Here is a 26,112-nt window from a genome sequence, read left to right on the forward strand (position 1 = left end):
GATGCCTATCTCGGCGCCCGCAGGAGCCGTAAGTGGAGTTTCTCAACGATCTCAAGGACCAGGCATCGACGGCCTATGAGCTGCTGGCCGCCGGCTGGGGCGTGCAACTGCTCTGGGGCATCGGCTGGACGCTGGCCGTCACCGTCGTATCGATGCTGATTGGCGCCACGCTTGGGTCGCTGGTGGCGGCTGCCAAGCTTTCGCATCGCGGCGGATTGAGATTTATCGGCGAGAGCTACACCACCGTCTTCCGCGGCGAACCGGAACTTTTGATTATCTACCTATTCTACTATGGCGGCACCCAGGTTCTGACCGGCGTGGCGAGGTCGACCGGATCGATCGGCTCGACCGACATTTTGAACATGCCGAGCTTCCTGGGCGGCGTGCTTGCGGTCGGCATCATTTCCGGCGCTTACCAGGCCGAGGTTTTTCGCGGGTCGTTCCTGGCCATTCACCGCGGCGAGCTGGAAGCGGCCCGCGCCTACGGCATGTCGGCCTGGCTGCGGTTTCGCCTCGTGATCATGCCGCAGGTCCTGCGCCTCGCGGTGCCGGGGCTGGGCAATGTCTGGCAGTTGACCATCAAGGATTCGGCGCTGATCTCGGTCACCGGCGTCGCCGAGCTGATGCTCACGGCCAACAAGGCCGCGCGCTCGACGCATCACTCGCTGCTTTTCTACACGCTCGCCGGCATCCTTTACTTGGTGATGACGTCGATCTCGACGCCGATCTTCGACCGGGCCGAGCGCTACACCTCGCGCAGTTTCACGCGGCCGAAGTGAGAGGTGGCGGTGGAGTTTGATTTCTATCTTTCGACCATATGGAGCGTGCTCAAGGCGCTGCCGCTGACGCTCGAGATCTGGTTCTTCGGCATCGCCTTCGGGCTCGTCATCGCCACCGGCCTGACCTGGCTGCGGGCTTCCGGCTACAAATTGGGCGAATATTTCACCCGCGCCTATGTCTTCGTCTTCCGCGGCTCGCCGCTCTTGGTGCAGCTCTACCTGATCTATTTCGGGCTCTCGCAGTTCGATTTCGTCCGCCACAGCCCGATCCTGTGGCCGATCCTGCGCGATCCGATGTATTGCACGATCGTCGCCATGGCCTTGAACACAGCCGCCTATGAGAGCGAGATTTTCCGCGGCGCACTGCGGGCGGTGCCGGTCGGCCAGATCGAGGCGGCCAAGGCGTTCGGCATGTCGGCCTTCACCCGTTTTCGCCTCGTCACGCTGCCGATCGCGCTGCGGCTCGCCTTGCCGGCCTATTCGACCGAGATCATCCTGATGACCAAGGCGACCGCGCTCGCCTCCGTGGTCACCATCATGGAGATGATGGGAACGGCGCAGAAGATCCAGCACGACACGTTCCGGCCGATCGAGGTGCTGACCTGCGCCGGCGTGATCTACCTGCTGCTCAACCTGTCGATCGCCCGGCTGTTTGCCTGGGTCGAATATCGGCTTTCGCCGCATCTGCGTCCCCCGCCCGAGCAGAACCAGCTGGCCAAACCCGTCCCGGAGGTGTTGTGATGTCGGCAAATGTCGCCGCTGCTGCGAAAGCGGCGCCGTCCTCTGACGAGACGCCCGCGATCAGCGTCAAGGACCTGCGCAAATGCTTTGGCGATCATGAGGTGCTCAAGGGCATCTCGCTCGAAGCGCACAAGGGCGATGTCATCTCGATCCTCGGCTCCTCGGGCTCCGGCAAGAGCACGATGCTGCGCTGTATCAATCTCCTGGAGACCCCGGATTCGGGCGAAGTGCGGGTGGATGGCGAGCTCATCAAGATGAAGCGCGGGCGCGACGGTCACCAGATGCCGGCCGATATCCGCCAGGTGGAGCGGATCCGCGCCAACCTCGCCATGGTTTTCCAGAGCTTCAATCTCTGGTCGCATATGACGGTGCTGGAAAACCTCGTCGCCGCGCCGACGCATGTGCTGAAGCGCCCGCGCGCCGAGTGCCTGGAGCAGGCCGAGGCGCTGCTGAAGCGCGTCGGCATATGGGAGCGCCGCAACTACTATCCGCCGCACATGTCGGGCGGCCAGCAGCAGCGCGCGGCAATCGCCCGCGCCCTGGCGATGAACCCCAAGGTGATGCTGTTCGACGAGCCGACCTCCGCGCTCGATCCGGAATTGGTCGGCGAGGTGCTGCGCGTCATGCGCTCGCTCGCCGAAGAAGGACGCACCATGCTGGTCGTCACCCACGAAATGGGTTTTGCCCGCGACGTCTCGAGCAAGGTGATGTTCCTGCACAAAGGCGAGGTGGATTCGGTGGGCGAGCCGAAAGAAATGTTCGCCAGGCCGCCGACGCCGCAGTTCAAGCAGTTCATCGCCAACTTCAGCAAGTGAAGCGCTGCCTCACCTTCTCCCCTTGTGGGAGAAGGTGGCCGCGAAGCGGCCGGATGAGGGGTGCTGGAAGAAACGAGGCACTGAAGAATAGGATGCTTCCAGCGCCCATTTCGTCATCGTAGCGCTCCTTCCAACACCCCTCATCCGTCTCGGCGCTGCGCACCGAGCCACCTTCTCCCACAAGGGGAGAAGGGCAAGGCGCTAGATCATGTCCGAGAGATCGGAAAACGCCATCGCCTTGCGCAGCACCTCGGCGAAGCGTTCGCCGGCGATTTCCTTGTCGCCGCTGTTGTCGATCGAGGTCACGTCCGATCCCGTCAGCTTGACGCTGGTGCTGCGCGCCAGGCGGACAAGCACCTCGCCACGCGATTCGCGGCCGCGCGCGGCCAGCCGCTCGGCGAGGATCTCCGGCGCCGCCGTGATCTCGACAACGGCCAGATTGGCGTAGCGCTCGCGCAGCGCCGGGATGACCGCGCGGGACACGTTGGCGACCGCCACATGGCCGTTCGCCACGGCCCAGTCGACATCGGCCGGCAGGCCGTAGCGCAGGCCATGCGCATCCCAGCACAACGAGAAGGCGCCGTCGGCCTCCGCTTCGGCGAAGGCGGCATCGGCCAGCGTGTCGTGATCCTCGCTTGCCGTATCGCTCGGCCTGGTGATGACGCGGCGCACGAATTCCAGCCGCGTCTCGCCGGCAAAGCGCGCCTTGGCGTAGCTGATCAGCGTATCCTTGCCGGCACCGCTCGGGCCGACCACCGCGACGAAGACGCCGTGGCGGATCGGCAGGCTCTCGGCCAGCTCGCGCTCGATGAGGGCCGAGACCATCATGCGACCCGGCTGCCCTGGCGCCACACCGTGCGCACGACCGGCACATGGTCGTCCACGCGCACGCGCACGAGGTCGGCACGGCGGCCCGGCTCGATAACGCCGCGGTCGGTGAGGCCGACCGCCTCGGCCGGGTTCTTCGACACCATGGCGACCGCTTGCGGCAGCGAAATCCCTTCGACGACATCACCGAGGAAGAAGGCCGACTGGATCAGGCTGAAGGGGATGTAGTCTGAGGACAGGATGTCGAGCAGGCCGTCGGCGGCAAGCGTGCGCGCCGAGACATTGCCGGAATGCGAGGCGCCGCGCATGACGTTCGGCGCGCCCATCAGCACGCCGAGGCCCGCCGCCTTCGAGGCCTTGGCCGCTTCTTCCGTCGTCGGGAACTCGGCGACGCGCACGCCCTGCTCGACCGCTTCGTCGACATGGCCGGCGGTTGCATCGTCGTGGCTCGCCAGCACGATGCCGCGCCCATGGCAGGCGGCCGAGATGAAGACACGGTTCGGACCGGAATTGCGGGCCGATTCCGCCATCCGCTTCTCGCAGAATTTCTGGAAATCGCGGTCGGTCAGCTTCAGCTTGCGCTGGTAGTAATAGGCATAAGTCTCAAGATTGACGAACTGGCGCTGTCCAGGCGCATGGTCCATCAGCGAGGCGAGCTTCACCCGCTCGTCGGTCTCGAAATTGGCGAAGGCCTCGAGGCAATCGGGTGCGGAAACCTCGCAGCGCAGGTGGATGAAATGGTCGGCCCTGAGCCGATCCTGGCGCACGCTGTCCTCGATCGCGTCGGCCAGCTTGCGCACGTCGTCGGACTTCAGGTCGGCGTCCTCGTCCATGCCGACGCGCAAGGCGTCGAGCACGGTGGTGATGCCGGCCGTCGCGACCTGGGCATCATGGGCAAGCACGGCGGCGATCGGGTTCCAGCGCACTTTCGGGCGCGGCGCGTAATGGCCCTCGAGATGGTCGGTGTGCAGCTCGACAAGACCCGGGATGATGTAGTCTCCGCCCATGTCCTCGCCGGCGCGGGCGGCCCCCGGCTCTATGGCGGCAATCAGGCCGTCGCGCAACAGAAGCGAGCCCTCGACGATTTCGTCGGGCAGCACGATGCGGGCATTGGTGAGAACGGTTTCGGCGGTCATCTCGGGCGGTCCTATCTCGAACGGTCGGCGATCAAATCAGAGCAGTTCCAGGAAAAGTGCTTTGCGGTTTTCCATCCGGAATTGCGTAAAAACTAAAGACAGGGCGGTTCAGCGTTTCCGCTGATCCGCCCTAGGCGGTTTTGCGGGCCGGGCTGCGGCCAAGCGCATGGTGGGAAAGCACCATGAACGGGGCGCCGGGCTCGCTTTCGACGAACAATGTCAGCGCATCCACCGGCACCGGCTGCCGCAGCACATCTGAAAACAGGCCGTCTATCGCCGCGCGCAGCCGTGGGCTTTCCTCCGGTCCGACGCGCCCCGACAGCGTCATGTGGAAGCGGAACGTGTCGAAGACGTAAGGATAGCCCCACTGGCAGAGGTTGCGGAACTCGTCCGGCTTCAGCGCATCGGGGCTGCGGCGCTCGATCTCGGCCTCGGTCAGCGGCGCGCGGAATCGATCGAAGGCGCGCACCACCTCGCCGGCGAAATCGTTGAGCGGCGCGAACTGCGTTTCCGGCACCAGCGCGAAGAAGCCGTCGATCTGGCCGACGACCAGGCGCGGAATAACGACCGGCGGCGTCGCCTCGGCGAAACTGTCGAGCGCGGCGCGCAGCGAGGCTTCCGTCTCGTTTGGCGCCAGCCGGAACGGCGCCTTCAGCGTGGCATGGAACCCGTAACGCCTGGCGGAGGCGGTGTGGAAGGCGACTTCCGCGGCCGACAGATCGCCCACGGCCTCCACCGGCCGCGTCGCCGTGCCGAACGGGTCGCGGCCCAGCCAGTTGGCGGCAATGCGCGCCAGCTGCTCGTCCTGCCCGGGGGTGTAGTAGATGGCGTAGCGCATCGGCGTTCCTCGTCAAGCGCGCTGCGCCCCGAAGGATCATGCGACGCGCTTCAAGTCATTGTTTCGGCAAGTCGTGGACCCAAAAACGCCGGAGCGCTTGCGGCGACATGCAGCGGAACCGCTGCCATAGGTGATTTCCATGACGGATTGACGAAGCTTCATGGGTTTTCGAAGGCAAGTCCAGCACAGAGCGCGTTAGCCGACGATTTTTCCGGACTGGACCAATCCGCCGGTCAGGCCTTCATCAGCCATTCGTGCTCGGCCGCGTTGTGGAATTTCCACGTCCGCTTCGGTCCGGCCATGACGTTGAGGTAATAGAGGTCGTAGCCGTGGCAGGCCGCGCAGGGGTGGTAGCCCTTCGGCACCAGCACGACATCGCCGTCCTCGATCGCCATCGCCTCGTCCAGCTCGCGCACGCCGTTGCGGTCGGCATCGGTGTAGACGCGCTGGAAGGCAAAGCCCTGCGGCGGGTTGAGGCGGTGGTAATAGGTCTCCTCGAGATAGGATTCGGCCGGCAAATTATCCTGGTCGTGCTTGTGCGGCGGATAGCTGGAGGTATGGCCGCCGGGCGTGATGACCTCGACCACCAGCAGCGAATCCGCCGGCTTGCCCTCGGGCAGGATGTTGGTGACGTAGCGCGTGTTGGTGCCCTTGCCGCGCACTTCCTGGCCGAGATCGTCCGGTCCGATGACGCGCACCGGCAGTCCGCCGCCAAGACCGGGCGCCGAGCAGACGGCGAGCTCCAGCTCGGTGTCGGCGGTCACCGACCAGTCGGCGCCTTGCGGCACATAGACCGACCAGGGCTTGCCTTCGAAGGGCGACATGCGCTCGCCCAGCAGGCCGAGATCCTTGCCGCCGGCCGACGCCTTGCCCTTGCCGGTGACGAAGACCAGGCAGACCTCGCGCTCGCCCGTCTTGCCGGACGCCGTCTCGCCGGGACGAAGCCGATGCAGATCGAAGCCGACATAGGTCCAGCCGGCGCTCTGTGGCGTGACGTGGGCGACGTGGCCATGGCCCTTGTCGGCCTTGACGAGAAGTTTCGACATGCTGGCCTCCTTTGGATCATTCCTTCGGCTCGGCCGGAGGCTTCGTCTCCTCGGCCGGCCTGTAGAGATAGAAAAACTGCCACACGGCGTAGCCGGCGAAGCCGAGCGCGATGACGCCCCAGAACGGCGTGCCGGACGCAAACTCGATCACCGACCAAACAAGGCAGACCGCCACGACGGCGATGCGGCGCCAAAGTGGCCGGAAGAAGGGGTGCTCATAGTCTTTCATCACGCCAATCCAGGATTTTGCCCAAGCGCACCAGATAGACCGGGCGCCTCGACTAATCCACTGTTCAGGCCGGAAAGCCTTGCGTCTCCACCGTGTAGCCTGCAGCCGTCATCACCCGCATCAGCTCCTTATGGCCGACCTGAGCCATCCTGATCGGCGGGTTCTTCTTCGGGTCCTGCTCGGCCTCGACCACGAACCAGCCTTCATAGCCGTAGTCGGCGAAGCGCTGGACGATGGCGCCGAAGTCGAGCGAGCCGTCGCCCGGCACGGTGAAGGCGCCGAGCGCCACGGCATCGAGGAAGGACTGTTTCGAGCGGTTCAACCCGTCGATCACACCCATGCGGACATCCTTCACATGGACGTGGTTGATGCGCTTGTGGTGTTTGTCGATGGCGCGCAGCACGTCGCCGCCAGCGAATGCGAGATGGCCAGCGTCGAGCAAAAGCGGAATGCCTTCACCGGAGTTGCGCATGAAGGCGTCGAGCTCCGGCTCGGTCTCGACCACCGCCGCCATGTGGTGGTGGTAGGAAAGCGGCATGCCCTGCTCGGCGCACCATTCGCCGAATTCGGTGACGCGCCGGCCATAGGCCCTCATCTCGTCGTCTGAAAGCTTCGGCTTGGTGGCCAGAGGCTTGGAGCGGTCGCCCTGGATGGAGCGGCCGACCTCGCCATAGACGATGCAGGGCGCGTCGACCGCCTTGAACAGGTCGATCATCGGCTGGATGCGGTCCTTGTTCTTCGCCAAATGCTCGTCGACCAGCGTGCCGGAGAACCAGCCGCCGCAAAGCGTCACGTCCGCCTCCTTCAAGATCGGCAGCATCACCTTCGGGTCGTTGGGGAAGCGGCGGCCCATCTCCATGCCGGTGAAGCCGGCCGAGCGCGACTGGCGCAGGCATTCCTCCAGCGACACATCATCGCTCAGCTCCACGAGATCGTCGTTCCACCACGCGATGGGGGACATGCCCAGTTTGGCTTTCAAGTCGTCACTCCAATGTCGGTTCGTTGTGAGGCCGGTTCAGCCCTGGCGGCTGCCCACGGCTTCCTCATATTTCTTGCGCGCGGCATTGACCTGCGGTCTCGACGAGACCTGCGGCACGGCGACATCCCACCAATGGCCGCCGGCCTCGGTCGAGACCAGCGGATCGGTGTCAATGACCAGCACGGTGGTCTTGTCGTTCTTCTTCGCCTTGGCCAACGCCGTTTCCAGTTCGGCGATCGACGCCACCTTCTCGGCGACGGCACCTAGGCTTGCCGCATGCGCGGCGAAGTCGACATCGGGCACCACCTCGTGGCGCGCGTCCTTGAGCAGATTGTTGAAGTTGGCGCCGCCGGTCGCCATCTGCAGCCGGTTGATGCAGCCGAAGCCCCGATTGTCGAGGAGCACGATGGTGAGCTTTAGGCCAAGCATCACCGAGGTGGCGATCTCGGAATTGAGCATCAAATAGGAGCCGTCGCCGACCATGACGACTACCTCCTGGTCGGGCTTCGCCATCTTCACGCCGAGGCCCCCGGCGATCTCGTAGCCCATGGTCGAGAAGCCGTATTCGGCGTGGTAGGAGCCCGGCGCGCCTGCCTGCCAGAGCTTGTGCAACTCGCCCGGCAAGCCGCCGGCGGCATGCAGCAAGGTGACCCCAGAACCCATGGCGCGCTGGACAGCGCCGATCACCTGCGCGTCGGACGGATAGGCCACGTTGGTCGAGGCCGTTACCTTGGCGGCGGCGGCCTGCCACTCCGTCTTGCCTTTCAGGGCATTGTCAGTCCAGGCGCTCGGCGCCTTCCAGCCCTTCAGCGCGGCACTCAGTTCGGAAAGCCCTTCGGCCGCATCTGCGACCAGCGGCAGCGCCCAGTGCTTGCCTGCGTCGAAGACCTGGGTATTGAGCCCGATGATGGTGCGGCCGGCATTCTTGAACAGCGCCCAGGAGCCGGTGGTGAAGTCCTGCAGGCGTGTGCCGACAGCAAGCACGACATCAGCCTCCTCCGCCAGCCGGTTGGCGGCGGAGGTGCCGGTGACGCCGACGGCGGCCATGTTGAGCGGATGATCGTCGGGCAGCGAAGATTTGCCGCCTTGCGTCTCGCAGACGGGAATGCCGGCGCCCTGCACCAGTTTCGCCAGTTCGCCGGAAGCCTGCGAGTAGAGGACGCCGCCGCCGGCGATCACCAGCGGCTTCTTGGCGCCCCTCAGCGCCGCGACGGCCGCCGCCAGCTCATTGCGGTCCGGGCGCAGCCGGCGCGGCGCCCAGACGCGCTCGACGAACAGGCTCTCGGGATAGTCGTAAGCCTCGGCCTGCACGTCCTGGCAGAGCGAGAGCGTGACCGGGCCGCATTCGGCCGGATCGGTCAGCACCTGCATGGCGCGGTTCAGCGCCGGGATGATCTGCTCCGGGCGCGTGATGCGGTCGAAATAGCGCGACACAGGGCGGAAGCAGTCGTTAACGCTCGCCGTGCCGTCGGAGAAGTCCTCCGCCTGCTGCAGCACCGGGTCCGGCAGGCGGTTGGCGAAGACATCGCCCGGCAAGAACAGGACGGGCAACCGGTTGACATGGGCGAGCGCGGCGGCCGTCACCATGTTGAGCGCGCCGGGGCCGATCGAAGAGGTCGCGGCCATGAAGCGGCGGCGGAAATTGGCCTTGCCATAAGCGATCGCGGCATGCGCCATCGCTTGCTCGTTATGGGCGCGGAAGGTCGGCAGCTCGTCGCGCACCTGATAGAGCGCCTCGCCGATGCCGGCGACATTGCCATGGCCGAAGATCGCCCAGACGCCGCCGAAGATCGGCACCGTCTTGCCGTCGATCTCGGTCATTTGCCGGCTGAGAAAGCGGGTCAGCGCCTGCGCCATGGTCAGGCGGATTGTCTTGCTCATGGTGTTTCCTCCGCAATCCTTCGCCGGTCTTGTTATGCGGCCTTGCGGCCGCGCGCGGCAAGCCACGCCTCCGTCAGCTGCTCGAAACGCGCCGCCATGTCGGCGACCGCCTCGTCATCCGACATCTTGCCGGCCAGCCATTGTTCGGCGGCGTTGACGAAGATGGTGCGACCGACGGCAAATCCCTTGACGATCGGCGCCTTGGCGGTTGCCGCGAAGGCCGCCACCAGCTCGTCCTGCGGCGCCTCCAGCCCGAGCAGCACGACGCCTCGGCACCACGGATCGTTCCTGACGATCACCTGTTCGATCTTTGCCCAGGCGCCTGCCGAAGCCTGCGGCTCCAGCTTCCACCAATCGGGCTTGATGCCCAGCGCATAGAGCTCTTCCAGCGCGCGCGGAATGGTGGTGTCGTCGAGCTTGCCGTGCTTGCCGGCGATGATCTCGACCAGCAGTTCCCGGCCGACTTTCCGCGCCGCCTCGAACAGCGCGCGCAGCTTCTGCTGCTGCTCGCTCTTCAGCGCTTCCGGGTCGTCCGGATGATAGAAGCACAGGCATTTGATGCAGTGGTCGACCGGCCATTCGGCGAGCTGCGAGCCGATATCCTGCGAGAACTCGAAGCGCAGCGGCCGCGACCCGGGCAATTCGACCGGGCGGCCGAGCCAGGCGAAGGGATGGCGGGCGAATTCGAACATCGCGTCGCGGCCGTATTTCTCGTCGATCAGCATGCCGTAGCCGTCCCGGCCGGCGGCGACCTTTGCCGCCGCTTTGACGGTCAGCACCTTGAAATCGGGGATGCGCGCAATATCGCCGCCGACCTTGGCGGCAACGTCTTCCAACTGCACGCGATGGTCGCAGGCTAAAGCCATCAGCGAGGGAATGTCGCGCCTGCGCGTCGTCGCCCAATGAATGTGGTTGATCGCCTCGTCCTTGCGCAGCGCCAGGTGCTTGCTGCCCTGCTTCAGGAAGAACTGCAGCTCCTCGAAGGTCGGATATTCCGGTGCGCAGAGCAGGCGCGAGACGGCGAAGGCACCGCAGGCATTGGCCCAGGTCGCGGCGGTGGCAAAGCTTTCGCCGCCCAGCCAGCCGCGCAGGAAACCGGACATGAAGGCGTCGCCGGCGCCGAGCACATTGTAGATCTCGATCGGAAAACCCTTGCCGACGATGCCGTCCTCGAGATCGTCGCTGATCGGCCCGTCATAGACGATGCAGCCCTTGGCGCCGCGCTTCAGTACGATGGTCGCCGAAGAAATCCCGCGGATCGTCTTCAGCGCGCTCAGGCAATCGTCGGCGCCCGAAGCGATCATGATCTCTTCCTCGGTGCCGACGATGAGATCGCAGTCCGGCAGCACCGTCTTCAGCTGTGCCGAGACGCGGTCGGATTTGACATAGCGCTCGAAACCCTCGGCATGGCCGGCAAGGCCCCAGAGGTTCGGGCGATAGTCGATATCGAACACCACCTTGCCGCCCTTGGCCTTCATCAGGCGGATCGCCTTGCGCTGCGCGGCATCGGAATTGGGCCGCGAGAAATGCGTGCCGGTAACGACCACCGAGCGGGCCGAAGCGATGAAGGCCTCGTCGATATCCTCTTCGGCCAGCGCCATATCCGCGCAGTCGGAGCGGTAAAAGATCATCGGCGAGACGCCTTCGCTCTCGACCGAAAGCAGCACCAGCGCCGTCAGCCGTTCCTTGTCGGTCTTCAAGCCGTCGACCGAGACGCCTTCGCGCCGAAGCTGTTCGCGGATGAAGCGGCCCATCTGCTCGTCGCCGACGCGGGTGAGCAGCGCCGAGCGCAGGCCGAGCCTCGCCGTGCCGACGGAAATATTGGCCGGACAGCCGCCCACCGACTTGGCGAAAGAGGTGATGTCCTCCAGCCGCGAGCCGATCTGCTGGCCATAGAGATCGACCGAGGCGCGGCCGATGGTGATGACGTCGAGCGGCGGATATTTCCCTTCCACGGCTTCGCCCATTCGAACCTCCCATCGGCCTTGTTGTGCAGAGCAGCGTCGTTTTGGACAGCGCGCGCCGGCGATGGCGTGGTGTCGTCAATATGAAATATTAATTCCAATCTACAGTCAATATGGAATGAGCGTTCCCAAGCCGAAAAGCGCTTCTCGGCGAGGCTCAGCCCTTGCGCCGGCGCCCAGCTTCGCGGCGCTTCTCACCCACGGCGACGGTCAGCGCCATTGCCAGCGCCATCGTCGCCGAGATTGAGCGGAAGCCGCCGAAATCGGCCTCGGCGACCTCGAACCAGACCTTGGCGAATTGCGCCAGCGGCGAGAAGGAAGAGTCGGTTATCGCCACGATCGGCACCCCTTGCTCGGCGATCGAGCGCGTCTCCTCGATGGTCGCCGGCGCGTAAGGCGAAAAGCTGATGGCGATGACGGCGTCGCGCGGCGTGGCGAAGCCGATCATCTCGGCATTCAGGCCGGCGGCCGATTCCACCAGCTGGTTGCGGATCTTGAGCTTGCCCAGCGCATAGGCGATGTAGGACGCGACCGGATAGGAGCGGCGCTTGGCCAGCACATAGATCGTCTCGGCCTTCGCCAGAAGCGCCACAGCCTCCTCGAAATGCGCATCGTTGAGCGAGCGCGAAATGTCTCCCAGCGAGGTGCTGGCGGCGGCGACGAAGCCGTCGAAGATCGCCCGATGGCCGCCGCCTTCCTCGGCCTTGGCGCGCAGCGCCGCCAGCCGCTCGTCATAAGAGGAATTGCGCTCACGCAGGCGCTCGCGGAAAACCTGTTGCAGGCTGGTGAAACCGTCGAAGCCGAGCTGCTGGGCGAAGCGGATCAACGTCGAGGGCTGCACGCCGGCCGAAGCGGCAATGCTCGCCGCCGTTCCGAAGGCGATGTCGTCGGGATTGTCGAGCGCATAGGCGGCGATCTGCGCGATGCGCTTCGGCAGGCTCGCACGCCGGTCCAGGATCGTCGCGCGCAGCGTTTCGAAATCGCGAGGCACCCGTTCGTCCATCGTCGCTCCGTCCGCGCGCATATGCTCTGTCCCTCTCCTGCCTCATCATAGCGAGTTCGCGCAAGAACACCATAAAAAATGATTTGTATGTTCCATTCGCAACCAAAATGGACTAATTCATCCATAACAATATTTTCCCGGAGCGATTCCGCTTTCACGGAACCGCTCCATCTGTTTGTTGACGCAATTCCGGACGGAAAACCGCTCGACACTTTTCCTGGAATTGCTCTGGCGCGGAGACAAATCGACATGGTCGGAGTGGGCCTCATCGGCACGGGCTTTATGGGCAAGTGCCACGCCATCGCCTGGAACGCGGTGGGCACCGTCTTTCCCGATGTCGAGAAGCCGAGACTGGTGCATCTGGGCGAGGTGAATGACGAGCTTGCCCGGCGCAAGTCCGGCGAGTTCGGCTTCGCAAAAGGCTCTGGCAACTGGCGCGCTGTGGTCAACGATCCGGAGGTCGATGTTATCTCGCTGACCACGCCCAATCAGTTCCATCCCGAGATGGCGATCGCCATCCTCGAAGCCGGCAAACATCTGTGGTGCGAGAAGCCGATGGCGCCGAGCTTCGCCGAGGCCGAGGCGATGGCGAAGGCTGCGAGAAAATCCGGCAAGGCCGCCGTGCTCGGCTACAATTACATCCAGAATCCTGCCATCCGCCATATCGGCGCGCTGCTCGAGGAAAAGATCATCGGCGACGTCAACCTTGTGCGCATCGAGATGGACGAGGATTTCATGGCCGACCCGGAGGCTCTGTTCTTCTGGAAGCACGAGGCTTCGTCCGGCTATGGCGCGCTCGACGACTTCGCCGTCCACCCGTTGTCGCTGATCAAGGCGCTGTTCGGCCGTGTGTCCCGCGTCATGTGCGACATGGTCAAACCCTATGCCGACCGCAAGACCGCTTCCGGCGACCGCCGCGCGGTCGAGACCTACGACATCGCCAGCGTCTTGATGCATCTCGAGAACGGCGTCGCCGGCACGCTCCTGGTCAACCGCTCGGCTTGGGGCCGCAAGGGCCGCATCGCCATCCAGATCTTCGGCTCCAAGGGCTCGATCCTCTACGACCAGGAGCGGATGAACGAGTTCCAGCTCTACCTCACCGCCGACCGGCCGACCGAGCAGGGCTACCGCACCATCCTGGTCGCGCCGCACCACAAGCCCTACGATTCCTTCCTGCCGGCGCCCGGCCATGGCCTCGGCTTCAACGACCTCAAGATGATCGAGTGCCGTGAACTCCTGATGCGCATCGCCGGCAAGCCGGCTCGCATCATCGACTTCGACGAGGGGCTGGAGATCGAGCGCACCGTGCATGCCATGGCGCGCTCCTTCCAGGAGCAGCGCTGGATCGATGTGAGATAGGGCAGGCAACACCTCAGAACCGGACCGGCTCGAAGCGGCCGGACTTGGCCGAGGCAAGGGCTGCCTCGCACAGGATCATCGCCTTGCGGCCATCGGCGGCGCCGACCGCCGGCCTGCGCCCCGCGGCGAGCGCCTGGAGGAAATGGTCGAGCTCCGCCTCGTAGGATTCGGCATAGCGCTCGACGAAGAAATAGAGCGGCCGCTCAGTGGCGATCCCGCTCTCGCCGCTGAGGCTCACCGAAGTCGGCGTACGGTTACCGGCCTGCAGCATGCCCCTCGAGCCATGCACCTCGATGCGCTGGTCGTAGCCATAGACGGCGCGCACGCTGTTGTTGATGTGGCATTGCCTGCCGGATGCCGTGCGCAGGATGAACATCGCCGTGTCGTAATCGCCGAGCTTCGCATAGTAGGGCAGCACCAGCGAGGAGCCGGTGGCGAAGAGCTCGACCGGCTCCTCGCCCAACAAAAAGCGCGCCATGTCGAAATCGTGGATCGTCATCTCGCGGAACACGCCGCCGCCGCCCGCCAGCGCTTCCTCGGTTTCCGGTTCCGGGTCGCGGCTGGTGATGATCACCTGCTCGACCGCGCCGATCTCGCCGGCGTCGATCCTCTTCTTGACAGTGGCGAAGGACGGATCGAAGCGCCGGTTGAAGCCGATCTGCAGCGCCACGCCGGCCTTCTCGACAGCCGCCAGACATTCATCGGTGCGGGCGATGTCGAGATCGATCGGCTTCTCGCAAAAGATCGCCTTGCCTTTGGCGGCGGCCTCGATGATCAGATCGGCATGTGTGCGCGTGGCGGACGCGATCAGCACGGCCTTGATCGACGGGTTTTTCATCACCGTCGCGGTATCGGCGATCTCGGCGCCCGTCGCAGCGGCGATCCGCTCGGCCGCGTCGCGGCGCGGATCGACGACATAGCGCAGGCGCACGCCCGGATGCCGGGCAAGATTTTTCGCATGCACCGAGCCGATCAGCCCGGCGCCGAACAATGCGGCGTCGATCATTTTATCTCTCTTTTCAGTCTTTCAGGAGATGACTGCTTCCGCGCCGGAACCCGGCTTGGTGAAGCGCTCCAGCTCCTGCTGCAATTCGCGGATCTCGCGGCCGCCGGCCATCATGTCCAGCACTTCCTTTTCGGTGATGTCGCCCTTGCGGAACGTGCCGAGCGAGCGGCCGCGGTTGAGCATGGTGAAGACGTCGCCGATCGGATAGGCGTGGTGGATATTGTGGGTGATGAAGATGACGGCGAGCCCGCGGGCGCGTGCCTGCGCCACATAGCGCAGCACGATCGAGGCCTGGTGCACGCCGAGGGCCGATGTCGGCTCGTCGAGGATCAGCACCCGGGCGCCGTGATAGACGGCGCGGGCGATCGCCACGCATTGCCGCTCGCCGCCGGAAAGCGTGCCCACCGCCTGCTGCGGATCGCGCACATTGATGCCGATCTTGCCGAGCTCCTCATAGACGATGGCGTCGGCCTTTTTCATGTCGATGCGTTTTGTGACCCAGGCACCCTTCACCGGCTCGCGCCCAAGGAAGAAATTGCGGGTGATGCTCATCAGCGGGATCATCGACAGGTCCTGGAAGACCGTGGCGATGCCAGCGTCGAGCGCCTGCCTCGGCGAACTGAACGTCACCGGTCTGCCGTCGACATACATCTGGCCTTCGCTCGGCGTGTGCACGCCCGACAGTGTCTTGATCAGCGTCGACTTGCCGGCGCCATTGTCGCCGAGCAGGCAATGTACCTCGCCGGCATGCGCGGCAAAGGACATGTCGCGCAGCGCCGTCACCGAGCCGAAGCGGCGGGTGACGTTGCGCAGCTCGATCAGTGGAACCGGATCGGCCATCAGCGTGCCTCCGTCGCTTTGCGGCGCACGTAATTGTTGACCAGCACGGCAATCAGCAGCATCGAGCCGAGGAACACCTGGAACCAGTCGGTGTCGATGCCGGTGTAGAAGATGCCCATCTCCACCGTGCCGAAGATCAGCGCGCCGAACATGGCGCCGATCGCCGAGCCGTAGCCGCCGGTGAGGAGGCAGCCGCCGATCACCGCCGCGATGATCGCCTGGAATTCCTTCTGCGTGCCGCGCAGCGTGTCGGCGGAGCCCGCCTCCAGCACCTGGATGACGGCGAACAGTGTCGCCGAAAGTGCCGTGCCGATGAACAGCAGGATCTTCACCCGGTCGACCGGCACGCCGACATTGCGCGCGGCCCGGTCGTCGCCACCGACGGCGAACACCCAATTGCCGAAGCGCGTCTTGATCAAAAGCCATGTGGCGAAGGCGGTCACGGCCACCCACCACAGGATCGACATCGACAGGCCCTGCACCATGGGCGAGCCATCGGGGCGGGCGGCGATCACGCCGTGCGAAGCGAGCCAGGCGAAGACCGGCGCGCCGAACTTGCCGCCGAACAGCCAGACCACGAAGCTGCCTTGCTGGCCGTCGGTAATATAGGGGATCTGCGTGCGCCCGGTGACGGTGCGGGTGATGGCGAGCGTCAGCCCGCGCAGGATGAACAGCCCTGCCAGCGTGACGATGAAGGACGGCAGCCTCGTGCGCACCACAAGGATGCCGTTGAGTGCGCCGACGATAATGGCGATGACGAAGGCGATCGCCACCGCAACGGAGATCGAAAGTCCGAACTGGGTGACGCAAAGCCCGATCGTGACGCTGGCAAAGCCGATCATGGACCCCAGCGACAGGTCGAACTCGCCGCCGATCATCAACAGCGCGACCGCCGCGGCCAGTATGCCGAGCTGCGCCGAGACCTGCAGGAAATTGGCGATGCCGGCCATCGAGAACAGGCCGCTATTGCCGGCGGTGATGCCGAAGGCGAGGAAGACGATGAGGGTGCCGGTGATGGCGCCGAGCTCCGGCCGCCGCATCAGACGCACCAGGCGTCGCGAAACAGGTTTCGGCTCGGGCGGATGAGCCGGGTTCAGGGCATCGGTCACGATCGTCATCCCAATAAGCGTCCAGGGCACCTGAGCAAAATCCGAGGCGGCAGGTGAGGCGGCTTCGCCTTGGCTTCCGTCCGGATTTCTTGTCCAACAAGGGCCCGCCAGCGCTTTTCGCCGGCGGGCCATTATAGCATCAGCGGATGCCGGCCTTGCTGAGATCGCGCACGGCGGCCGCGTCATCCTTCATGATGAAGGACGGCCCGGTGCGCACGGCGGCTGTCGGGAAGGTCTTGTACATCGCCTTGTTGGTCAGGAAGACGACGGGATAGTAGCCCATCATATATTGCTGGTTGTCGATGCCGAACATCATCGTGCCTTTGCTGACGGCATCGAGGATCTCGGGCGACAGGTCGAAGGTGCCGATCTTGTAATTGCCGATCGTGCCGGCGTCCTCGAACATTTTGAGCAGGGGCGCGGCAACCGTCGGCCCGAGCGTCAGCACGCCGGTGACGTCCGGATGCGCGGTGAGATAGCCTTCGACGCGGCGCGTCACGTCGGTCGGGTCCATAGTGGCCGCGACCACGTCGGAGGAGCCGCCGCTCTTCTTCAGCCCGTCATTATAGCCTTCGCAGCGCTTGTCGAGGCTGACATTGCCGACCTCGTGGTTGATGCAGATGCCCTTCTTAACGCCGGCCTTGGCCATGATCTCGCCGGCCTTGACGCCATTGTCATATTCCGAGCCGCCGCCGACGAAGAGGTCGAGGCCCCAGGGCTCCACCGCTTCCTCGCCGCTGTCGATGACCACCACCGGAATGCCGGCGGCCTTTGCCGCTTCCACCGGCGCCTTCAGCGCGTCCATGTCGGGAATGGAGACGACCAGCCCGTCGGGCTTGGACGCCGTCGCCGCCTCGATCATGCGCGCCATGCGCACCACGTCGAAGGTCTCCGGCGCCTGGTATTCGACCTTGACGCCGAGCTGCTTGGCGGCGGCCTGCATGCCGTTCTTCACCACGCTCCAATAGACGTCGTTGGCCTGGCCGTGGGTGACGAAGACGATGCGCACATCGCTTTCCTTCTTCACCTGGGCCGGCGCGGGCAAAATGCCGGCGCCGGCAAAGGCGAGCGAGAGCGCCGCCGCGCTCAACGCATTTCGCAGCCCGGACATCGAGAATAAGGCACTCATAGTGGTTCTCCTCAAGTTATCGTTGTCGTCTCAAGTCTCGGCCTGACCCTCCCGGTCAGGCCGCTTTCGTCATGATTCCCTGTTTGGAGCATGATCTTTTCCGAACCGAAGGTCAGCGAAGCAAAAACCGGTTTCCACTTTTTGCTTCCGCTGACCTTCGGTTCGGGATCATGCTCTGAAATCCCGGAGCGAGCCGCGGCGGATGGACAGTCCCTCCACAAAGGCCATGAAATCCGGGTCTGGAAGCAGGTCGAATTCGTCGATGCGGATCTGCGCCGAGTCGGGCTCGATCGCCTCGATCTCGCCCGGCGCATTGGCGTGCAGGCAAAGGAAGTTGAGCCCTTCGCCGATCTGGTTGAACAAGGCCTCGTAGCGCGCCCGGGCCGGCTGGTTGCGGTGCCAGGGCGTTTCCAGCACAGCGCTCGCCAGCGTTTGGCCGGCTTCTTCCAGCCGCTTGCCGGGCGCCGCATAGACGCCGTCGTCGAGTTGGCCGAGATTGTGGATCGGCCCGTAGACCGAAATGCTTTTCGGAAACAGCGTCGGCAGGCCGTACTCGATGCCGACCGAAGCGTAGCGGTCGACGAATTCCGGCGAGAACACCGCGCCCATATGCCCGTCAATATGGGTGAGCGAGAGCCCTGCGGCCTTGGCCGCGTCGATCTGCGCCCGCATCTCGGCCTCCACCGCTTCCGGCTCGCCCTTGGCGCGCAATTCCGGCACCGAGCGGAACAGATAGCCGTCGCTATCGACGATGCCCGACGCCTGGCTCGCCTTGGTCAGTGGCCGCCAACGATAGTACTTTTTCTCCGAGGTAAGCGTGATGTGGACGCCGAGATTGAGGGAGGCGTCCTTTGCCCCTTCCTCGGCGATCTCCAGGAACCACGGGCAGGGCACCATCACCGAGCCGCTGTCCACCGCGCCGGCGCGCTTCAGCTTCAGATAGGCGACATTGGCGCCATGGCACATGCCGACATCGTCGATGTTGATGACGACCTTGCGTTCAGCCGGCATGGCGGACCTCTTTGGCGCGCTCATGCACATAGAAGCCCGAGCCTTGGGCGAGCCTCTTCAGATTGCGGTAGCCCAGCCTCGCATAGGTTAAGGGATGCGCCTTGGCCGGGTCCTGCTCGGCCTCCACCACCAGCCAGCCGGAATAGCCCTGGGCGGCGAGGATCTTTAAGAGCGTCGCATAGTCGATCGCGCCGTCGCCCGGCACGGTGAAGATGCCTTCCATCACCGCGCCCATGAAGCTCATGTCGGTGTCGCGCGCCTTCTTCAAGATGGCGGGGCGCACATCCTTGCAATGCACATGCACGACACGGCTCACATGCCGGCGCAGCAACTGCTCCGGGTCGCCGCCGGAAAAGGCGCAGTGCCCGGTGTCATAGAGCAGGCCGACCGCCTCGCCGGTGGTCTGCATCAGCCGGTCAATCTCCTCGTCGGTCTCGACGATCGTGCCCATGTGATGATGGAAGGCCATGCCGACCCCGAAATCGACAAAACGCTCGGCGAGCCGGGTGATCTTTTCGCCATAGGCTTTCCATTCGCCGTCCATCAGCTTGGGCCGCTGCGAGATCGGGTCATGGATGCCGCCATGCCGGCCGCGCGAGGTGTCGGCATAGACGACACGCCTGGCGCCGAGGTCCTTGAGCAGCGTCAGATGCGGCCCGATCGCCTCGAACTCCTCGTCCACCTCCTTCTCGCAGATGCGCCCATCATACCAGCCGGAGACCAGCGCCAGCCCGTAATGGTCGAGGATCGGCCGAAGCGCACGGCTGTCGCGCGGGAACTTGCCGCCAAGCTCGGTGCCGGCATAACCGGCTTCCGCGGTTTCGCTAAGGCAGGTCTCGAGCGGCGTGTCGCCGCCCAGTTCCGGCACGTCGTCATTGGTCCAGGTGATCGGGTTGATGCCAAGTCGAACTGTCGTCATTGCTCGCTTTCCGCCCCGCAGCCGGATCGCTGCGGGGTTCATGGTCTCGGGAGGAGATGGCTGCGATTGCTGGCGGGGCGAAAGCCCTGCCGTTTCGTTCGGCAGGAGGCCCTCCCAGCACCCCGCCTCACATGTCCTGTCGACGTCTTGCCCCAACGTCAGTGGTGGAAGTCTACCCCGCTCTGTCTCCCTCGCGAGGGCCAGTTTTCCGAAAAATGAAGGAACCAGTTGTGTTGGGGGGCGGGTGTGACAGGATGGGGGAGGAGAACAATCGCCTATGGCAGCGCCCCCTCATCCGGCCGCTTCGCGGCCGCCTTCTCCCCGGTGGGGAGAAGAGACTGGCGCCGGCGCCGGCAATCTCCTCTCCCCTTGGGGAGAGGTCAGCCGAGCGAAGCGGAGGCTGGGTGAGGGGAGTGTCATATCGACCCATGAAGCAACCCATGCGCCCACACCCCAAACCGCAGCCCTTCCCCCTCGACATGCTGGCCGTGAACCGCTCGAGCCCCGAGCATCTGTCGCGCCAGCTCTATCACGGCCTCGTCGCCATCATCCGCAGCCGCGCGTTGCCGCCCGGCTCCGAGCTTCCTTCCACCCGCGCTTTGGCGGCCGAGCTTGGTCTTGGCCGCAACACCATCGTCGCCGCCTACGACCAGCTCGTCACCGAAGGCTATCTCGCCAACCGCCAGGGCGCGCGGCCCGTGATCGTCGACCTGCCCGAAGGCCCGCGCGAGTCGCCGCGCGAGGAGTCGCCCGTGCCGCTGCGCCAACCCTCGCTGCGCGGCCGGCAGCTGCTCAGCCAACCCTATCACCACGGTCGTCCAGGGCATGTCGCCTTCCACCCCGGCATGCCGGATGCGCAGAGCTTTCCCTTCGGCGTCTGGGGCCGGCTGGTGGCGCGCCGCGCCAGCCATGGCGGCGAGACGCTGTTCGGCACCTATGACGTCACCGGCCACCCGGCGCTGAAGGAGGCGATCGCCGGCTATCTCTATTCCGCGCGCGGCGTGCGCTGCCGTCCGGAGCAGATCGTCGTCACCACCGGCGCGCAGGCCGCCTTCGATCTTCTGGCGCGCCTGCTGCTCGACCCCGACGACACGGTGTGGATGGAGGAGCCCGGCTATTACGGCGCCAAGGCCGCCTTCACCGTCGCCGGCGCAAGAATCCTGCCGATTGCGGTCGACCAGGAGCGCGGCTGGCGTCTCGACCCGCCGGACCCGTTGCCCCGCCTCATCTATGTGACGCCGGCCTGCCAGCATCCGCTCGGCATCACCATGCGCATGGAGGAGCGGCTGCGCCTGCTCGACATCGCCGAGACCGCGAATGCCTGGGTGATCGAGGACGATTTCGACGGCGAATATCGCTTTCAAGGGAGGCCCGTGCCGGCGATCCAGAGCATGGACCGGTCCGGCCGCGTCATCTATGTCGGCACCTTCGCCAAGCTCCTGTTCCCGGCGCTGCGCCTCGGCTTCATGGTGCTGCCGCCGGAGCTTGCCGGCCGCATCGTCAACGCGCTCTCGACAACCGGCCAGTTCGCGCCGCTGCTCCTGCAGGCCGCCTTGGCCGATTTCATCACTGAAGGCCATATGAGCCGGCATCTGAAGCGCATGCGCCGTATCTACGCCCAGCGCCGCCAGCTTTTTCGCGACATCGTCACCGAGCGCCTGCGCGACGAGATCACCCTCTCCCCCGCCGAGGCCGGCATCCAGGTGGTGGGCTATCTCAAGGCAGGCATAGACGACATCAAGGTCAGCCAGGCCGCGGCCAAAAGGGCGATCAACGTCTCGCCCCTGTCGAAATATTTCCAGAACACCGCGCCGACCCAGGGGCTGGTGCTGGGCTACGCGGCGTGTGATGCGGCGCAGACAAAGGATGGGGTGGAGAGGCTGGCCGCGGCGATAGGGGAGGTGCTGGGGTGAGGGGGTGCCGGTGCCAGCAGATGGCGCACCCGTTAAGATTCGAACTTTGACCTCTGCCTTCGGAGGGCAGCTAGGCAGCGGTTGCGTCTGAGTAGAGACCTGCTTGCATTCCGGAAATAACTCTTTCGCTACAACCGGTTGACACAAACAGAGGTACCCTCGACCCCTATGCGTCGTCAAGCTCGGAAGCCCCTTTTTTGTGACAGATGTGACCGCGTTGTGACCGCTCGACCGTCTGACAAGCGGTGCCATGGGGGACAATCGACTTTATGTGTTTATTGATACCTGCGCGAAAAAATTTGCAGTTTTCGCCTGAGCCGAGGAAGCCAGTGCCGCCTACGAACTCAGCCAAACACGAATTGATGGCCCTAGCGCGGGCGCAGCAACAACATCATCTCACTTGCACTTTGGCGTGCATGCCGTCCGCGATCCGTACGCGTCGCCTGCGCATATCCGCCTAGAGTGCTAAACCGAGATGCAACATATTGCTCTTCAATTGCGAAGTCGATGCGAGCCATGTCACGTACCAGTTCTCCAGATAGCCCGTTCGAGCAACTGTGATCAGGAAAAGTCAAGATTGCCGTTGCCGTCGCGTCCGCCACCGCCTTGAGCAGGTCAGCAAGTGCGTTTGCCGAATCTCGCTTAAGACTATAGAGCGAGCGCGGTCGCTTGCTTGGATGAGGGTAGCGCCCGATCCCGGATACTACCCCACAGTCACCGTCCGCAATTGTTTCTAGCACATGGTAGAAACGACTGTAGTGAACACCTGAGTAAGGCGGGTCGATGAACACAAGGTCGCCGGGCATTAGAGATCTTGCGGCAACGTTTGCGTCCTCACGCATGGCGAAACCAGCCCTCAGCGCACGTGAATTGCACACGTCGGAAAGCGCCTTCTTGACATGAGCAACGGGATCACGGGCCCAAGCCTCTTGGAGAAACTTGATCGCCGTAGGTGTAGGTTGGAAGGGTTGCGCAGTGTGCCCCGGTGAGGCCGCGCATTGACTAGCGGCTTCAATCAATGCGGCAATAGCAGCGGTGCGAAGCTCGCCACTATCCGGCACACTCAGTCGAAGCGCATCGAACCAAACGGCTTGCTCGCCGCTAAAGTAGTATCCTCCATAGGCTCGCGTAATTGGCAGTTCTTGGTCATCACACCAACGACGTATTAACTCAACATCTTGCCTATTCGCCATCTGCTGCTTAGGGACTCTCGTCCGATCATAGATTGCTGCAGCCCGTCGTAGCCAAGTTCCCCACATCTCTTCAAACTCAAGATGGTGAGTTCTGGAAATCACCGCTGACGCTACCGCAATACTATATGATTGGATATCAACAGCATGTACCGGTAAGCTATAGTTCTTGGCAACGTGATAAGCTACAGAGGCAGAGCCCGTGAAGAGATCGACAAATCTAAGGTGTTTACTTACCTCATTCTTAATAAGGTGACCGAGGCCATTGCGCAACATAGCCCGCTTTGATCCCATATACTTCATAGCGATTGTAAAACCTCATGCAGGCACCATGCTCCAGATCATCGCGCGCTCGAACCCTGCGAGGCCGCTTAGTGCAACGCCTAGCTGGTTTCCGAGGTTATAGAACGAATGCTCGTCGCCTGTATATTCTCTTTGAAATTGAGCTACGTCATCCAGTGACTGTCGAATGTCGCTCCAAAGATCGATGGAGCTGTCTGGCTCGCCCCCTACCTTCCAAAGCCCGCGTGCAGGTCCAATGTCTTTCCACCAGAAGGCAAAAACATCCGAATCAAAACCCGCTGAATTGAAGAGGGCAGAGGTGGAGCCCGACGCCATACGGAGCATGAGCACCGCCCTCGAAACGATAGCATAAGCGCTCTTTTCCCTAGCGCTAGGAGGTACGCGTGATAGTACGAAAATTGAGTCGTCATCGGGCGAGCTTCTTCGTAATAGAAAATCTGACCACCAAGTTGCAACACGGGGTGACAGATTCTGATAGTCTACTACAGACTGCACGAGACGTCCGAAGCCGACAGGATCAGCCGAGGGGACCTGTCCTGAACGACTTTTTTGTATACTTTCCAATGTAAGTCGCAGTATTTGCCTATCTATGAACTCGAAAGCCGAGTTTGAAGCAGGCTCTAGAGAGGCCCAAATATCCGCGACGACCTTGGTGGTCTCCGGCGCCAACAAGTTCCAGTGGTCCGGTATGCCTTCCGGGCGATAACTGGAATGGTTGCGGGCATGCCGGTCCTTGCTTATGGATTCCAGGTCCATGCCCCACTGCGTAAACCACTTTTGCGCTTGTGCGCCGACCGCCGCGTTGCCCCCGATCGGGGTCAACCAATCTTCTAGAGTTCGTCCGTAAGGGCGCACGGTTGCAGCAAACAGCTCCCCAGATGTGGTTTTCTGCGCCCAATAGGCCAAACAATCCCACACGAAAGAATGCGTGTTCGTCCTACCATGTACGGGCCTTGAGATATTTGGGGCGCTGATCATTGCATGAGAGTTGTTGAATATTCCGATCCCCTCTCCCGCCATTAGTGACATGGTTGCCCGCAGTTCAGCGTAGTAGGCAAGATGGCGAGCTCGATGCGGGTCGCCTCTTAAAAGAGAATGAACGGCCCGACCCAAGTAGCTCCATCCGTCGGCGCAGTGAAGTAGTGTGCTAACAGATATGTACTGAGCCAGATTCCGTGGTTTAGTTATTGCACCAGCGTCTATATCGTCCTGGACTTTTTTTGCAGCTTCGGTTTGATACCAATTGTCCTTGCTTAACCAGCGGCCCTCTTTTGCGAAACGGCGGGTGCCACGCAACGTAGTCTCTACGTCACTTCGATTGATCCGATTGAATGCAGCCTGATTCAAAGCACTGAGCGGCATGATCAGACCAACTCTCGGCGCACACGATCCGCAGCCTTGCCAACGTCACTATCTTGACGGGCCAGGTGTTCCAAGAGCTGCGCGCGAATTTCCTTGTACCCACTACCGCCCCTGAAAACCAATTTTGCGCGCCTCATCTCAGGGGAAAGGCCAGGGGCTGAACTCGCGCGCCAATCAAACGATGACAATGCCGTGGCGATTGAGGATACCGCTGTTGCGGCAGTGTGCTTCTTAAGTGTCGCTATCGCAGCAGAGACGGCGCTCGCATCTGCTCCGTTGGTTCCGTCGGTACCGCGCCATTGACGTAGATCAAGCCGTGGGGCCAGGGCAAAGCAAATGTCATTAAGGACATGCAAGTATCCCCTGACGCCTTGGTCCGTAGAGATGAGTGAGTAGGGCCCATAAAAAGCGGCTGTAGAAGCTAATTTCGCCTCTACGTTGGTTTCCCGCATGGCCGTGTTAGCTAAGTCTGTAGCCCATTCTTGCTCGGACGCGACAACTTCGTCTTTAAATCGTTGCCATGCGTATATGAGAAAGGCCGCTTGCTGGGCTCGATTCCAGCCCAAAACTTCGTTGTCATCTGCGATGCGGGAGCCGAACAGACCTCCTATTTTGCTTCGGCGGCCTTGCCAAGGCTTCACGAAGGTAGCCATCAGAGAGCCTATCCAAGCTGCCTGAGTGACCCAAGGGCTCTGACGCTCACCCAACATATTGATGCGATCGTACCAAGGGCTGTCAGGATGCGACCACAGTGCCTCAGTTAGCTCTTGGGCTCGGGTCTCTCGATAGACTTGGTGCCCTTCGGCTTTGTCCAACCAGTTCTCGCCTCTTAGGAGAGGGTAAAGGTCGAACGCCAAACTTGGATTGATCCTCTTCGGCTTTATGTTGATTGTCCAAAACAGATACGCCTGCCAACTGATGTCAAGACCATGGAAGGCAACGACCGGAAGCTGAAACTCCTCATCCCCCCCTTGGTCGAACGCCCAGAGCCTGTGCTGGCCATCTATAACCTCGAAAGGAGGCACCGCTGTCGGTCGCCAAGTCGAGGACCATTTTTCGTAGGGGAGGTTCAAGCTGGGTGTCCCGCCAGCTTCTGATATAGTCACAACGTCGGCTGCATCGATACCTAGCCCGCGACGCTTCTCACCCGCCTTGATAATGTTGATAACGATGGATGTGGGCAACCAACCCGGCTTCCTTAAGTCATTGAATTCTTCTGAAGCGCGTTTCGATTTGCTCAATGTTGACCACGGATAGCCAAACTCTACATAGCGCCCTATTTCGTCCGATCTCTCGCGGTCATGCTCGCGTTGTATACCCAAATCAGCAGAGCGGGCCGTCATTCCTTTCACATTGCGTCGTGAGATACCACACAGGCTACGCATCTCCGCCGCAGAAAGGGAAAACACATAGAAATGCGGATCAGGCTTACGACGATGCTCTTTGGGGGAAAATTTAACTTGGTCCCAATCTTTAAGCCATTGGGACACCTTTATGGCGGCGACCGCTTTTTTCTTAGAAGTCACCATTTTCACCCCGCCTTTTCCCCATCCCTATAGGTACTGTAGATCGAGTTTCTTCTTAGTTAAAGCCTAGCATCCACGATGCATCAAGTCCGGCAGGTGGCCAACGGACTCAGCCGTGGAACAGCAGGAGGCAGTAGGCGCCACTTGACGCGATTTCTTCTGGGTCAAAGCCGGGCACCCAGCATCTATGCCTCAGAACGTAATTG

General features: G+C 63.0%; 23 protein-coding genes. 5 read left to right on the forward strand and 18 right to left on the reverse strand.

The window, feature by feature from the left end; all coding sequences use genetic code 11:
* The first annotated feature begins 32 nt into the window (after positions 1-32).
* Genes ACVMIM_RS05120 through ACVMIM_RS05130 form a run of 3 tightly spaced genes read left to right on the forward strand, consistent with a single transcriptional unit; the run spans position 33 to position 2,335 of the window.
* A complete protein-coding gene (locus tag ACVMIM_RS05120) occupies positions 33-779 on the forward strand; it encodes an ABC transporter permease (protein ID WP_476110861.1) in 747 nt (248 codons plus the stop codon).
* Positions 780-782: 3 nt separating this feature from the next.
* Positions 783-1,520, forward strand: a complete 738-nt coding sequence (locus ACVMIM_RS05125) for an ABC transporter permease (protein WP_476110863.1) — start codon at positions 783-785, stop codon at positions 1,518-1,520.
* Positions 1,520-2,335 (forward strand): ABC transporter ATP-binding protein, encoded by an 816-nt coding sequence (locus ACVMIM_RS05130; RefSeq protein WP_476110864.1) that lies wholly within the window; start codon positions 1,520-1,522, stop codon positions 2,333-2,335. The genes ACVMIM_RS05125 and ACVMIM_RS05130 overlap by 1 nt, the downstream gene beginning before the upstream one ends.
* A 201-nt stretch (positions 2,336-2,536) precedes the next feature.
* Here the strand turns inward: ACVMIM_RS05130 and phnN are convergent, their stop codons facing one another.
* The 9 genes from phnN to ACVMIM_RS05175 all read right to left on the reverse strand — a co-directional run bounded on the left by phnN (position 2,537) and on the right by ACVMIM_RS05175 (position 12,239).
* On the reverse strand, positions 2,537-3,163 hold the full coding sequence (gene phnN / locus ACVMIM_RS05135) for a phosphonate metabolism protein/1,5-bisphosphokinase (PRPP-forming) PhnN (RefSeq protein ID WP_476110866.1): 627 nt from the start codon (positions 3,161-3,163) through the stop codon (positions 2,537-2,539).
* Positions 3,160-4,299, reverse strand: coding sequence for an alpha-D-ribose 1-methylphosphonate 5-triphosphate diphosphatase (locus ACVMIM_RS05140; protein WP_476110867.1), 1,140 nt, complete (start codon positions 4,297-4,299; stop codon positions 3,160-3,162). The genes phnN and ACVMIM_RS05140 overlap by 4 nt, the downstream gene beginning before the upstream one ends.
* Positions 4,300-4,429: 130 nt before the next feature.
* Complete coding sequence (locus tag ACVMIM_RS05145; RefSeq protein ID WP_476110869.1) at positions 4,430-5,137, reverse strand: DUF1045 domain-containing protein; 708 nt, start codon at positions 5,135-5,137, stop codon at positions 4,430-4,432.
* Between the two features lie 233 nt (positions 5,138-5,370).
* Positions 5,371-6,183 (reverse strand): 5-deoxy-glucuronate isomerase, encoded by an 813-nt coding sequence (iolB, locus tag ACVMIM_RS05150; protein ID WP_476110871.1) that lies wholly within the window; start codon positions 6,181-6,183, stop codon positions 5,371-5,373.
* Between the two features lie 16 nt (positions 6,184-6,199).
* Positions 6,200-6,412 (reverse strand): DUF3329 domain-containing protein, encoded by a 213-nt coding sequence (locus tag ACVMIM_RS05155; protein WP_278051091.1) that lies wholly within the window; start codon positions 6,410-6,412, stop codon positions 6,200-6,202.
* A gap of 64 nt (positions 6,413-6,476) precedes the next feature.
* A complete protein-coding gene (iolE, locus tag ACVMIM_RS05160; protein WP_476110873.1) occupies positions 6,477-7,391 on the reverse strand; it encodes a myo-inosose-2 dehydratase in 915 nt (304 codons plus the stop codon).
* 36 nt (positions 7,392-7,427) lie between these two features.
* Positions 7,428-9,272, reverse strand: coding sequence for a 3D-(3,5/4)-trihydroxycyclohexane-1,2-dione acylhydrolase (decyclizing) (iolD, locus tag ACVMIM_RS05165; protein WP_476110875.1), 1,845 nt, complete (start codon positions 9,270-9,272; stop codon positions 7,428-7,430).
* Between the two features lie 32 nt (positions 9,273-9,304).
* On the reverse strand, positions 9,305-11,239 hold the full coding sequence (locus tag ACVMIM_RS05170; protein WP_476110877.1) for a bifunctional 5-dehydro-2-deoxygluconokinase/5-dehydro-2-deoxyphosphogluconate aldolase: 1,935 nt from the start codon (positions 11,237-11,239) through the stop codon (positions 9,305-9,307).
* 154 nt (positions 11,240-11,393) lie between these two features.
* Positions 11,394-12,239, reverse strand: a complete 846-nt coding sequence (locus tag ACVMIM_RS05175) for an SIS domain-containing protein (protein WP_041000137.1) — start codon at positions 12,237-12,239, stop codon at positions 11,394-11,396.
* Between the two features lie 249 nt (positions 12,240-12,488).
* Here ACVMIM_RS05175 and ACVMIM_RS05180 point away from each other — a divergent pair, with 249 nt between their 5' ends.
* On the forward strand, positions 12,489-13,598 hold the full coding sequence (locus ACVMIM_RS05180; RefSeq protein WP_476110879.1) for a Gfo/Idh/MocA family protein: 1,110 nt from the start codon (positions 12,489-12,491) through the stop codon (positions 13,596-13,598).
* Positions 13,599-13,611: 13 nt separating this feature from the next.
* Here ACVMIM_RS05180 and iolG read toward each other — a convergent pair whose 3' ends face one another.
* The 6 genes from iolG to iolE (ACVMIM_RS05210) form a co-directional block, all read right to left on the reverse strand.
* Complete coding sequence (gene iolG / locus ACVMIM_RS05185; RefSeq protein WP_476110881.1) at positions 13,612-14,604, reverse strand: inositol 2-dehydrogenase; 993 nt, start codon at positions 14,602-14,604, stop codon at positions 13,612-13,614.
* Positions 14,605-14,625: 21 nt separating this feature from the next.
* The gene (locus ACVMIM_RS05190) at positions 14,626-15,444 is read right to left on the reverse strand and encodes an ATP-binding cassette domain-containing protein (RefSeq protein WP_476110882.1); all 819 of its coding nucleotides are present in this window, start codon (positions 15,442-15,444) and stop codon (positions 14,626-14,628) included.
* Positions 15,444-16,562, reverse strand: coding sequence for an ABC transporter permease (locus ACVMIM_RS05195; protein ID WP_476110884.1), 1,119 nt, complete (start codon positions 16,560-16,562; stop codon positions 15,444-15,446). The genes ACVMIM_RS05190 and ACVMIM_RS05195 overlap by 1 nt, the downstream gene beginning before the upstream one ends.
* A gap of 130 nt (positions 16,563-16,692) precedes the next feature.
* On the reverse strand, positions 16,693-17,682 hold the full coding sequence (locus ACVMIM_RS05200; protein ID WP_476110886.1) for a rhizopine catabolism ABC transporter substrate-binding protein: 990 nt from the start codon (positions 17,680-17,682) through the stop codon (positions 16,693-16,695).
* Between the two features lie 168 nt (positions 17,683-17,850).
* Positions 17,851-18,693 carry a polysaccharide deacetylase family protein gene (locus tag ACVMIM_RS05205; protein WP_476110888.1) on the reverse strand — a complete coding sequence of 281 codons (843 nt, stop codon included), beginning with the start codon at positions 18,691-18,693 and terminating at the stop codon, positions 17,851-17,853.
* Complete coding sequence (iolE, locus tag ACVMIM_RS05210) at positions 18,683-19,612, reverse strand: myo-inosose-2 dehydratase (RefSeq protein WP_476110890.1); 930 nt, start codon at positions 19,610-19,612, stop codon at positions 18,683-18,685. Before iolE (ACVMIM_RS05210) ends, ACVMIM_RS05205 begins: the two co-directional genes overlap by 11 nt.
* 440 nt (positions 19,613-20,052) lie before the next feature.
* On the opposite strand from iolE (ACVMIM_RS05210), the gene mocR reads away from it, so the two are divergent.
* Positions 20,053-21,525: a rhizopine catabolism transcriptional regulator MocR gene (mocR, locus tag ACVMIM_RS05215; protein ID WP_476110892.1), complete on the forward strand. Its 1,473-nt coding sequence runs from the start codon at positions 20,053-20,055 to the stop codon at positions 21,523-21,525.
* Positions 21,526-21,893: 368 nt separating this feature from the next.
* Here mocR and ACVMIM_RS05220 read toward each other — a convergent pair whose 3' ends face one another.
* The 3 genes from ACVMIM_RS05220 to ACVMIM_RS05230 are packed head-to-tail and all read right to left on the reverse strand — an operon-like array spanning position 21,894 to position 25,915.
* The gene (locus ACVMIM_RS05220; RefSeq protein ID WP_476110894.1) at positions 21,894-23,018 is read right to left on the reverse strand and encodes a DNA adenine methylase; all 1,125 of its coding nucleotides are present in this window, start codon (positions 23,016-23,018) and stop codon (positions 21,894-21,896) included.
* Between the two features lie 15 nt (positions 23,019-23,033).
* On the reverse strand, positions 23,034-24,380 hold the full coding sequence (locus ACVMIM_RS05225; RefSeq protein ID WP_476110895.1) for a hypothetical protein: 1,347 nt from the start codon (positions 24,378-24,380) through the stop codon (positions 23,034-23,036).
* A 2-nt stretch (positions 24,381-24,382) separates the two neighbouring features.
* Positions 24,383-25,915, reverse strand: coding sequence for a DGQHR domain-containing protein (locus ACVMIM_RS05230; protein ID WP_476110897.1), 1,533 nt, complete (start codon positions 25,913-25,915; stop codon positions 24,383-24,385).
* Positions 25,916-26,112: the final 197 nt, after the last annotated feature.

This window comes from Mesorhizobium sp. USDA 4413 (assembly GCF_056280365.1).